General features: G+C 35.2%; 8 protein-coding genes. 4 read left to right on the plus strand and 4 right to left on the minus strand.

Annotated features, from left to right (window positions below):
• Positions 1-291 precede the first annotated feature (291 nt).
• Both JOD96_RS21030 and JOD96_RS21035 read left to right on the plus strand, forming a co-directional pair.
• Positions 292-2,064: a class I mannose-6-phosphate isomerase gene (locus JOD96_RS21030; RefSeq protein WP_209566204.1), complete on the plus strand. Its 1,773-nt coding sequence runs from the start codon at positions 292-294 to the stop codon at positions 2,062-2,064.
• 43 nt (positions 2,065-2,107) lie between these two features.
• Positions 2,108-3,274, plus strand: coding sequence for an MFS transporter (locus JOD96_RS21035; RefSeq protein WP_209566205.1), 1,167 nt, complete (start codon positions 2,108-2,110; stop codon positions 3,272-3,274).
• A gap of 212 nt (positions 3,275-3,486) precedes the next feature.
• Here JOD96_RS21035 and JOD96_RS21040 read toward each other — a convergent pair whose 3' ends face one another.
• The 4 genes from JOD96_RS21040 to JOD96_RS21055 form a co-directional block, all read right to left on the minus strand.
• Positions 3,487-4,407, minus strand: coding sequence for a T9SS type A sorting domain-containing protein (locus tag JOD96_RS21040; protein ID WP_209566206.1), 921 nt, complete (start codon positions 4,405-4,407; stop codon positions 3,487-3,489).
• Positions 4,408-4,596: 189 nt separating this feature from the next.
• Entirely contained in the window at positions 4,597-5,001 is a 405-nt protein-coding gene (locus JOD96_RS21045) for a response regulator (RefSeq protein ID WP_209566207.1), read from the minus strand.
• Positions 4,998-7,601, minus strand: coding sequence for a PAS domain S-box protein (locus JOD96_RS21050; protein ID WP_209566208.1), 2,604 nt, complete (start codon positions 7,599-7,601; stop codon positions 4,998-5,000). The genes JOD96_RS21045 and JOD96_RS21050 overlap by 4 nt, the downstream gene beginning before the upstream one ends.
• A 47-nt stretch (positions 7,602-7,648) precedes the next feature.
• The gene (locus tag JOD96_RS21055; protein WP_209566209.1) at positions 7,649-8,410 is read right to left on the minus strand and encodes a LytR/AlgR family response regulator transcription factor; all 762 of its coding nucleotides are present in this window, start codon (positions 8,408-8,410) and stop codon (positions 7,649-7,651) included.
• Between the two features lie 413 nt (positions 8,411-8,823).
• On the opposite strand from JOD96_RS21055, the gene JOD96_RS21060 reads away from it, so the two are divergent.
• Positions 8,824-9,555 (plus strand): SDR family NAD(P)-dependent oxidoreductase, encoded by a 732-nt coding sequence (locus JOD96_RS21060; protein WP_209566210.1) that lies wholly within the window; start codon positions 8,824-8,826, stop codon positions 9,553-9,555.
• 403 nt (positions 9,556-9,958) lie between these two features.
• Positions 9,959-12,436 carry a glycoside hydrolase family 31 protein gene (locus JOD96_RS21065; RefSeq protein WP_209566211.1) on the plus strand — a complete coding sequence of 826 codons (2,478 nt, stop codon included), beginning with the start codon at positions 9,959-9,961 and terminating at the stop codon, positions 12,434-12,436.
• Positions 12,437-12,730 lie beyond the last annotated feature (294 nt).

Genomic DNA, 12,730 nt, shown 5'->3' on the forward strand with positions numbered 1-12,730 from the left:
TAACCGTTTTGTTTTAATTGTGTACAGCAAAGTTAATTTATTTTTTTGACAAAAAACTGTCACACGCTTTGTAGTACGATAACAATTTGCTTACTTTGTTTTGACAGTATGTATGTACATATATACAAACTAAATTTATTATTGGTTTTAATTGAAAAATGAATCGCATCATTTTAGATAAGATCACAAAAAACAGAGGAAATAAATAAAACGTACGATATGCAAATTATGAGACAAAACTGCCATAATGGAAAGCAGTCTTAAATGCAACTAACTCTAAAAAAACAAGATTTGGAACTTAACAAAGAATGGCGTAAAACGCAACAGTTTTTAGCACCTAAAAAAAAAGCAAAAAAGGAAATGGACTATGATGCTTATCCTTCATTTCCTTTGGGAGAAAACAAAATAAAAGCCGGCATAGAAGAATTCGCAACCTGGATAGAACAAAACAAAACAATTACAATTGATGGGTATATAGGGGTTTTTTGGAATCATCTTGTAGAAAGTTTGGGTGCAGAACTAAAAAAAAGGGGTAAAACGGTAAGGTGGTTTCATGTAGATGCAGCAATGAAACCTTCAGAGGAATTAGATGAAATGCTGGCACCTTACCTGGGAGGTAACGATCCTCTTTTTGGAAAAATTACAGATAAAGACCTACTGGATTGGTTTGATACTGAAAAACTAAAACTAATCAAACCTGACACCTCAGCAGACATCAATATCATACTGGGTTGCGGTGCTTCTTTGGCACAATGGCAGTGCCCAATTGTGTATTTTGATTTGCCAAAAAATGAATTACAATTCAGAGCCCGTGCCGGAACGGCAACCAATCTGGGATCTAAAAATAAAACTGACAATCGAAGAACATACAAGCGTTTTTATTTTGTTGACTGGGTAGTTTTAAACAAACATAAAAACAAGATATTACCGGATATCGACCTAATTGTAGATGAGCAAAGACCAGACAATTACTTATTTATGACTGGCGATGAACTGCGATCAGGACTGAGTCAAATGGCAAAAAATGTTTTTAGGCCTCGACCATGGTTCGAGCCGGGTGCCTGGGGTGGAACGTGGATGAAAGAACAAATGGAAGGGCTGAACAAAGAAGTCGAAAATTTAGCATGGTCGTTCGAACTTATGGTTCTGGAGAATGGAATTATGTTTGAAAGCGGCCAATACTTATTAGAGGTTTCTTTTGATTTTTTGATGTTTAACAATTATCAGGAAGTGCTGGGAGACTGTGCAGAAAAATTCAAATATGACTTTCCTATTCGATTTGATTTTCTGGATACTTTCGATGGAGGAAACCTTTCGATTCAGTGTCATCCGACTCCGGAATACATCAAGGAAAATTTCGGAATGCCATTTACACAGGATGAAACCTATTACATTTTGGATTGCAAGGATGAGCCAGTTGTTTATTTAGGATTTCAGGATGGTGTAAAACCTGAAGAGTTTCACCAGGCATTACTACAGAGCCAAAAAGAAGTAAAAGAATTAGATGTTGATAAATACATTCAAAAATTTACGGCAAAAAAACATGACCTTTTTTTAATACCCAATGGTACCATTCACGCTTCGGGAAGCAACAATCTTGTTCTGGAAATAAGTAGTGCCCCATATATTTTTACTTTCAAAATGTATGATTGGTTACGTCTGGATTTGGACGGAAAGCCCCGACCAATAAATATTGAACATGGGATGAAAAATTTAAATTTTGAAAGAAAAGGGGATACTGTTGTTCCTGAACTGATTTCAGCACCTTATGTGATTACCCAAACAGAAGAGTACAAATTGGAACATTTACCAACACATCCCGAGCACTTTTATGATGTATACCGATACACATTGAACGATAAAATTCACATTTCGACCAATAACAAATGCCATGTCTGGATGCTTATCGAAGGCACTTCGGTAACTATTGAAACTAAAAACGGAATCAGGCAGCGTTTCAATTATGCCGAAACTTTTGTAGTTCCCGCCGCTGCAGACAGTTATACTATATATAATGAAAAACCAGACAACAAAACCTTATTAATACAGGCTTTTGTGAAATAACAGAATATGCTTTACTAATTAACCAAAATTGATATCATAAATTATGCAAAAAGAGCAAACGAATTTAAAACTCCTGCCAATTCTATTGGGATTTTTTATCATGGGATTTTGCGATTTAGTAGGTGTTTCAGTGACCTATGCACAATCCCAGTTTAATTGGAGCGAGACACAGGCTGGTTTTTTACCTTCTATGGTATTTCTATGGTTTTTAATAGTATCAATTCCGGCGGCAATGGCAATGGACAAATATGGTAGAAAAAATCTCGTTTTAACAGGGTTACTAATAACACTCATAGCCACTTTTATTCCTGTTATCTCCTTTACTGAAACAAGCTGTTATGTTACATTTATTTTACTGGGAATAGGCAACACTATTTTACAAGTATCTTTAAACCCACTGCTTACAGATATTGTCAATGGAAAACAACTGACCAGTTATATTACCGGAGGACAATTTATAAAAGCAATATCCTCTTTTTCCGGGCCTTTATTAGTAGGGTATTTTTCTATAAAATATGGTTCATGGGAGAAGAGTTTTTACATTTACACCCTAATTACTTCCATATCATTAATCTGGTTATTGTTTACCAGGATAGAAGAAGTGGCCCCGGAAAAGAAAACCGCCAGCTTTGCTAAAACAATTAGCCTGTTAAAAGACAGGAATATTTTGCTGTCGTTCCTTGGTATTTTGTGTATAGTTGGTCTTGATGTTGGCATGAACACCATAACCCCAAAGTTATTGATCGAACGGGCTAATTTGGCCAAAGAAGCTGCTACATATGGTTCAAGCTGGTATTTTGCAGCACGTACAATTGGTACAGTCTTCGGCATACTTGTATTGAGAAAATTATCTGAAAAAATATTCTTCAGGATTAATATGACAGTAGTTCTTCTGGCGTTAGCGGCCTTAGTTTTTGTTATAAACCAATCTCTTATTCTGGCCTTGGTTTGTATAATTGCTTTTGGATCGTCGAGCATCTTTGCTGTAATCTATACTCTGGCTATAAAATCAAAACCCTCATTAACTAATGAAATATCCGGATTGATGGTAACCGGAATTGCAGGAGGAGCTATATTTCCACCTTTAATGGGATTTGCAACAGATTATATAGGCTCTCAGCAAGGTGCACTAGGAATCATCATTTTGTGCACCATTTACCTTGTTTACTGTTCTTTTAAGCTAAATAATACTGCCTTACGAGAGGGATAATTGTAACCGTGCAGTTTGAATTGAAGATTTCAAAACTGCACGGCTACTGATAAAGAATCTAAATTGTAATTTTTGAATGGTAAAAGGGGCCAAATCGTTTCAATCCGATTTTCGCTCCATTTTTTATATATGAAGCAAATGATTCCCATTGGGTAATTTATTAGTTATTTCATAAATACTATAGTAAATGGGTTTAACTACATACCGATTAACTATATTCGGGAGTTTGAGATAATTAGTTTTTGAATTTTTTTTGAGTTATCCGCCATCATGAACGCTGCAATATAAATTCCAGAACCCAATTCTGAAGTAGGTAAAGCAAAATCCTGATCTCTCAAATTGTTTTCCGAGTGTACTACATTCCCAAGGATATCGTAAAGTGTAAATGACTGTATGCTTTCATTATTAGGATTAAGTGCTCTTAGAGACTGGTTTGCATTGTCCTGATAAATGAAAAAACCAGAATTATCCATGCTCAACATGGTGCGCATCGTTTGAAATGTTTGATCTGTAAAACTTATTTTAAAACGTTCGGTATAGGTGCCAGGGCCAACTGTTACTTCATACGTGTCATTTTTGATGTCATGATACGACTTATTATAAGAATCATAAATATAAACTGATTCCAAATGATCACAACCCACGATTTCGTTTACACCAAATGTGAATGTTGTATGCGTAGCCGATTTTACTGATAACGGGATCATTTCAGACATTTCATAAGCAATACTTTTGATTAGATATTGTTCGCCTTCTATGTGGAAAGAAACATCATGGGAAAGGGATTCGTTGTTTTTGAGGTCGATATACGCTTCAGGGTTATTTAAATCATCCGAAACAAATCCTAACATAAGCTCTCTTTTAAAATCGCTACGGGTTATGACATCCAACTTTAGGTACGGAAAAAAAGGAGGAGGCGGTGGTGGACCAACATAAGGATCAGATCCATCTCCATTTGTTTTGGCGCTTATTACTGTTGCTTGTAAAGCATTAGAATTATAAACTGAATTTGTTTTCGCGGCATTGTGCAATGTCTGACTTTTTGCAAAAAAAGATGAATCTGCATCATTTGCAATTTGCGAATGAGCTTTAAAGAAAAGTAAGATTGATAATAATAGTAATTTTTTTTTCATATTCATCGTTATTATTAATTAGACTATTAAGTACCAATCTTGTAGGGATAGGACTTTTTAACTACACAGAAACTCTTATCATACCATTGATATAAGTACAAATAAAAGGAATATACGATGAACTGTAAATGAAAAGTAATAACTGAGATATAAAAGGTATAACCGGTTTAAATATTAGTTTATAGAATATTAGATGATCTGGTCAAGAAACTCTTTAGTTATTGGTTTGACATGAAAAGCAGATACGTTTTCATTTCTGCTTGACCTGATGATGTCAGCGTTATCGATTGTTGAGGATATGACATACGTTTTAATATGATTTTTTAAGGTGTCGTCCAGCTTATCAAATGCATCAAGAAACTCGAATCCGGACATTAAGGGCATATAGATATCCACGAATATGACTTGAGGCAGTAAGGAAGTGTTATGCTGATGCTCCAGAAGGTATTTTAGAGCTTCTTCTCCCGAAGTAAAAAGAAGTAAATGTTTTCCAAAATTATTTTTGGAGATCATTCGGGATGTAATGTAAAGATCAACAGAGTTATCATCAATAATCATTACGGTCTCAAATTTTGGGTCTACTGTCTTAGTCATGGCTTTAAATTTTTTAATGTGATAATGAATTTGGTTCCCGTACCTTCCCCGGACTCTATTTCTATGTTACCCTGCAATAGTTCAATGGCGTCCTTTACGATATAAAGTCCGATACCTGAACCCTCCCTTTTGCTGGAAAGGCGGAAGAACATATCATATATTTTTTGATGATATTCCGGCGCAATGCCAATTCCGTTGTCAGTAATGGTAAAATGGAAATTTTCATGGTCAATATGCCCCTCTATTTTAATGTATCGGCTGTCGGGTTCATTCTTATGATACTTGATTGCATTCGAGATAATATTTTCTAAAATGGTGTTGAACCGAAGCTTGTCTGAGTAAAATATTTGGTCCTCACGAATATCAATTTCGTAACGAATTCCTACTGCCTCCCGCATGCTTTGAAGCGAATTTATTACCTCGGTAATCATTTTGTTAACCGAAATTTCTTCCACTATAAGTCCCGTACGGTTGTTTTGGGAGTAGCTTAAAATATTTCTGATAAAGTTATCAAGTCGATTTACGCTGTGCCGTATCATTTCAGCATGGTTAAGCGTGTCAGTCTCCTGGCTTTCTGCTTCTATAAAAGAAAGAAGCCCAAGGATAGAGGTGAGCGGGGATCGTAAATCATGTGATACACTATATACAAATTTATCGAGTTCTGCGTTGGCTTTAACGAGATCTTTGTTTCTCTTTTCGAGATTTATTTCTGCTTTCCGTTGATCAGTAATATCATTGGAAAGAATTAGCCTTGCAGGAGTTCCCTCATACTTTATATCATGGGCCACGATTTCAACCGGTACTATAGTCCCGTCCTTTTTTAAATGATTCCATTTTCCTCTGTTATAATTTGATTTATTAATTTTTGAGGTATTACTGGTTTTTATAAAATGATCCTTATCATCTGGCGGCCTGATATCAAGAGCAGTCATAGATAGAAATTCATCACGGCTGTATCCATACTGAAGAACAGCCATTTTATTAACATCCAGAAATTTATAAGTTTGCAGGTCGATTACCCACATAGGCATGGGATTGTTATCGAAAAGATAACGATATTTTTTTTCGCTCTTTCTCAGGTGTTTTTGCGCAATTTTCATTTCTGTGATGTCTGTAAGGACAATTACTGCCCCTTTGATGTGGCCCTCAGCATCATGAAAAGGCACTGTGCATGGGAGCACATTACGTTCATCTCCGGCGGGGCGTTTAATCACAATCTCCTTGTCAAATTTTTGTTCCAATTCCAGTAACGCTTCATTAAGAGAAGCAGAGTCTCCCGGATAATTAGCATTGGTATTCCATGACTGATCCCAGTGCTCTATACCAATTTGGGGTTCTCGTCCCCATAATGCAGTGGCTGCTTTGTTGTAAAGTACAATTCGGCCTTCAGCATCGCAGGTGTAGGAGGCAACAGGTAACTTTTGGATCAGGTCAATATACATCTTTTCGCGTTCTTCTATTTTTTTTCTTGATAACACCTGCTCCGTTACATCATTGGCAAAGAAAAAGATACCATCAATATTGTTTTTCGCATCCACATGAGCCTGATAAATGAAATTTAAATAGGTCTCCACCATTTTTCCGTTTCCGTATCGATCCAGTTGAATCATCATTTCATTTGCTGAAAAAGTTTTGCCCGTTCTGTAAACAGTATCTAAAATATCAAAAATTCCTTGCGATTCAAGTTCAGGTAATACCTCTTTTACTGTTTTACCAATAATATCTTTCTTATCAATTAGTTGAAGATAAAGTTCATTTGCCAATTCATAGACGTGTGTTGGGCCTTTTAAAATCCCCATGCAGGATGGGGCCTGAGAATATAAATTGTAGAACCTGCGTTGTTCAATCTGACAAGCTATATTTATATATTTTTTAAAGGATATATCCCTGCCGTTGCAGTAGTATAATTGGGAGTCCTCATCCCAGATCGCAGACCAAAATAAGGGCACAATGCTCCCGTTCTTATGTATGAATCTTTTTTCAGGCAGCTGCAACGAAGTGCTGCTGTCTAAATAGAAATTTATACTGGCACATAGATCATCAGAAGCTAGAAAATCCGACAGTTTTTTGCCGATTAATTCGGTGGCTTTAAACCCCAGAATTTGCTCAGAAGCGTTATTTACAAAAAAAAACTTTCCATCTGTATCAACCGAACAATGAAGGTCCACAGAAAAATCTAATATCTTTTTAAGGTCTTTTTTTTCACTTACCCCATACTGTTCGGTGTCAGGGAGCAGCTTCTCGTTTTTTAGGGCAGAATCCACTTTTTGTGCTAAAGTATTAAGGTTTCCTTTTAGAATTATGTCGGATACTCCGGTTTTGATAAGCTCTATTGCTTTCTCTACAGTTATAATGTTGGTAATAAAAATAAAAGGGACATTGACAGCCAGTTGCTGTTTCAGTCTGTAAAACGTCATATAATCTGATAAATCATAGTTACAGAGAATGATGTCAGGGATAAACTGTATCAATGCCTCTTTATAGTCTTGCTGTGAGTGAACAATGGATATAGCAGAGTTGAGAATAGTCTTCTCCAACTCCTGGCGAATCGGTATACTATCGGCAGGATTCTGCTCCACTATTAATATTTTTGTTTTCATAGAGATTCACATTTTATATACTCGGACTATTGCTGGACGGTTGCCATTTACTCTTTCAGCTTAATAAATTTATTAAAGTCATCCTGTCGTCTTTTGGCAATCGGGATAATGGCTCCATTAGAAAGTTCGCAAAAGTAACCGTCTTTTTTCGAAATCTTAATCACATGTTTAAGATTAATAATGTAGGAATGATGAATCCTAAAAAAATAGTTGTTGTTTAAAATAGCGCCGTATTCACCTAAATTTCTGCTGGACATAATTTTATTGCCGTTTGACAGCATAAAAACAGTATATTTTCCCTCTGCCTTGCAAAAAATAATATCTGCCATTGGCAGGAGCTCTATTTTTTCCAGGGAAGCGATGGCTACATAATCATTGGACTGATGAGGCGGGTTCAGTAAACTGGCATTATGGACTTTCTGAGCCTGATAGGAACGCTCCATTTCACGTCGTTTTATTACTTTATAGACCGCTAACATGATGCTGTTAAAATCTATTGGCTTTAGTAAAAAATCGATTGCATCGTGTTTGAATGCTGTGACAGCATCCTCCTTTTGTGCAGATATGAAGATTAGTTTTGGAGTACTGAATTCTAATTGCTTAAGCATTTCAAAAAAGGAATTATCTTCCAATACTATATCCAGAATAATAAGATCCGGTTTTTTAGATGTAATTTCAATCACAGCCTCACTTATAGTATCGGCAACACCAATAATTTCCATAAGTATGGAATTTTCTTCTTCAAACTTTTTTAAAATTATTACAGTGTCTTTATTTATAGACAGAACAAAGGCATGGATAGGCCTCATAGGCTAAGTGGTATTTGGTGCCGCTCCAATTATAATGGCACGGGCTTAAATTAGAGCATTAACTCAATTAAATTCATACAATGATATCGCCCCATTTTGACTATATCTGCAATTATTCCATCTTTCTTGAAAAACTAGTGTCGATGCTGATATGTGAATTACAAGATGCGGGTCAATAATTCGTGAAAAGTAAATATAAAAAAAATATCGGTTGTAATGCTGTGTATTATTATAGATTTGAACCCTTGCTTTCAAAAAAATGACCAATAAGACTAGCATAAAAGAAAAAGCCTGAAAATATCAATGACATATATAATATGCAGCAACAGACAGTAAGATTTAGCAAGTATCGGATTTTATAAGGATTTGGAGCGTTCTATTTTTGCGTAATTAATAATTAAAAAAAAATAGAAATGCAGACATTCAAGGACAAAGTTATCCTGATTACAGGAGCAAACAGAGGTATAGGGAAATCACTGGTTAAGGCGGCACTGGAAAAAGGCGCGCTGAAAATTTATGCTACAGCAAGGGATGTAACCCAAATGCCAGATTTTGCAGACCCCAGAGTCGTTACAGTACCGCTGGATATCACTAATACAGCGCAAATTTTGAAGCTTGCAGAACAGGCAAGCGATGTTCAGATCCTGATCAATAATGCAGGATCACTTCATCAGGGAACTATCATGGAAGGGGACATGATCGGGATGGAGTATGACATGAAGACTAACTATTTTGGCACAGTCAATATGATGAGACAGTTTGCGGCAGTGCTGGAACAAAATGCACCTTCGGCCATTTTAAATATTGTTTCCATTGTGGCCTATTCACCACTCCCTTCTATTGCAGGTTATTCTGTCTCTAAGGCAGCCCTTTTTTCTGCCACTTTATCTGCCCGTATTGAATTGGCCAAAAAAGGAATTACTGTGCAGATGGTAAACCCTGGTGCTATAGCCACCGATATGAACAAGGGGAGTGACTGGGACATGCCGGCACCAGATGGTGTAGCAGAAGAAATATTGAATAAAGCAGAGGCAGGTGAATTGGATATAATTCCTGACCAGATTGGTCAAAGCATGTTCGAGGCATGGAAAGAAGAGCCTTCCAAACTGGCTGATATATTTTATAAGATCTATCATGGGGAATAACCTCTGCTGAAGCGGCGCATTGTAAAGATTTTCCAAATAGCTGCAACGTTAATACAATCGATCGTGCGTTGTTTTTTTGTATGATCTTTACAATGTGGGCTTACAGTATCTTAATTAATTTATTCTTCAATCTATTTACTTAATATTTTTATCTTTTTAAATATAATCAAATAAGAAACCAATTGTAATTGTATAAATATTATATTTGTTTTAAGTGTTTTTTGAACACTTAACTTTTTTTGCATTTTTTAATTAGTTAATTTAAAAAAGTCTTAATATGAATGTTTAAGGTAATCGGAATTATTGCACTTAATTAAAATTACCTAACAGGATGTTTGTATTATTTGGTTTATGAGGCATAAGTAAAATATATAGAAAAATAAATATTTAAAAATTATAAAGTATGGCATTAAAATTCTATTTCTCATTAATAATAATATGTTTTACCAGTATCAATAGTGTTGCTCAATCGTATGAAAAAACAAATTTTGGTATAAAAGCCTCCATTGACAACACTGTAGTAGAAATACAGTTTTATAGTCCTGAAATAATTCGGGTTATAAAATATCCTGCAGGAAAAAAACTTGATAGAAAAAGTTTATCGGTTATAAAAGTTCCAGAAAAGACAAAGTTTACTATTAATAAAAGAGATAGTATTCTTTCTTTAAATAGCAAGAATATTGAAGCCATTTTAAATCTAGAGAATGGTAGAATATCATTTAAAACAATTGATGGCAAGCCACTGTTAAATGAAAAAAAATCTGGATCACTTTTCACAGATTTTAATGATTCAGGCATTCAAACGCACAGTGTAGCACAATCTTTTATTCTTGATAAAAAAGAGTCTATTTACGGATTGGGAATTCTCCAAAATGGAAAAATGTCCCAAAGAAATCAGAAAATCCACATGGTACAGAATAATACTTGGGATTTTGTTACTTTTTTCCAGTCAGATAAAGGATATGGACTATTTTGGGATAATTACTCACCGACCGACTTTAGTGATACTAATGAAGAAACCTCTTTTAAATCAGAAGTTGGTGATGGTATAGATTATTATTTTATGAAGGGTAATAATGCTGATGGCGTTATTACCCAAATGCGTGATTTAACCGGCCAGGTGCCGATGTTTCCTAAATGGACTTTCGGTTTCTGGCAAAGCAAAGAGCGTTATAAAAGTCAAAATGAAACTGTTGAGGTAGTGAAAAAATATCGTGATCTTGGTGTTCCATTGGACGGTATTATTCAGGATTGGCAGTATTGGGGCGATAATTATCATTGGAACGGAATGAGTTTTTTAAATCCTGAATTTTCAAAACCCCAGCAAATGATAGATGATATTCATAATTTGAATGCACATCTCCTTATTTCAATTTGGTCTTCCTTCGGTCCAAAAACACCACAATTTCAGGAGTTGAAGAGTAAAAATATGTTGATGGACTTTCAGACCTGGCCACAATCTGCAAAAGATGTATGGCCGCCAGATATGAATTTCCCTTCAGGTGTACAGGTATATGATGCATATAATCCTGAGGCAAGAGACATTTATTGGAAATACCTTAACAAAGGTTTGTTTTCTTTGGGTATCGATGGCTGGTGGATGGATTCTACAGAACCCGATCATTTAGATATTAAACCGGAAGACTTTGACAACAAAACATTTTTGGGATCCTTTAGAAAGGTCAGAAATGCTTATCCATTAATGAGTGTGGGAGGAGTTTATGACCATCAGCGTGAAACATCATCAGCAAAAAGGGTTTTTATCTTAACACGTTCAGCTTTTGCCGGACAGCAACGTTATGGAGCCAATACATGGTCGGGTGATGTGAACTCTTCGTGGGAAAATCTACGAAATCAAATTCCTGCGGGATTAAATTTTTCTCTATGTGGTATTCCATACTGGAATAGTGATATTGGCGGTTTTTTTGCAGGTGCATACAATAAAAATGGGAATAGTGGATCAGGATCTAAAAATTCATCATATCAGGAACTATATGTAAGATGGCTGCAGTTTGGGGCATTTACTCCAATGATGCGTTCTCACGGTACAGATATACCAAGAGAAATATATCAGTTTGGACAAAAAGGAGAAACGATTTACGATGCTATTGAAAAAACAATTCATTTGCGTTATTCATTATTACCCTATATTTATTCAAATGCCTGGAAAGTGACAAATGAACAGTCTAGTATGATGCGTGCTTTAGTGATGGATTTTGATCAGGATGAGAAAGTTAAAGATATTAATAATGAATATTTATTTGGCCAGTCTATATTGGTAGCTCCCGTTGTTAATGCACAGTATACTCCTGAAGTAATCGTAAAAACTAATGAAGAGACAGGGTGGAACAAAAAAGAAGATAAAGACAATCCTAAAAATCCTGAAATAAATTTTAGCCAGAAAAAATCAAAAAAGATATACCTTCCTGCAGGCACTCAATGGTACGATTTCTGGACTAATGATAAATACAATGGTGGTCAGGAAATTGAGAAGGAAGCCGGTATTGATGAAATTCCATTATATATCAAGGCAGGCAGTATTATTCCTTTTGGACCCAAAGTGCAATATGCGAATGAAAAAAAATGGGATAACCTTGAAATTAGAGTTTATGAAGGAGCCGATGGTGTGTTTACACTGTATGAAGATGAAGGAGATAATTATAATTATGAAAAAGGGAAATATACGACCATTACATTCAAGTGGAATGATTCGAAGAAGGTTTTAACAATTGAGCAGCAAAAGGGAGAATTTATTGGAATGATAAAACAACGACAGTTCAATGTTGTGAAAGTTTCCGCAAATCCTGATCAGCAAAAAAGCGATATTAAATTTAGTAAAATTGTTGATTACACGGGGAATACAATTTTAGTAAAGATGTAAAAGGGTATGGAGTAAGTAAATGATAAAAAGAAAAAACTGCGTCAAATGTTCTGGATTTTTTCCACGAAGCTTTTAAGTGTTTTTTTATAAAGATTGAAAACTGCTATAAAAAACAAAACCTGCAAATCCTAAGATTTGCAGGTTTTTTGTTTTTATGATTACTTAGAATTACAAACTATATATTTTACTTTTCCTCAATTTAACCTTTTTACTTGAAAAAGTTAAAGCATTGAATGAAAATGTCTATGCTTTTGATTGATAAATCCATCATGTAAAATAAAATTCTATATAATT

It is taken from the genome of Flavobacterium sp. 1355, from assembly GCF_017833415.1.
GTDB lineage: Bacteria > Bacteroidota > Bacteroidia > Flavobacteriales > Flavobacteriaceae > Flavobacterium.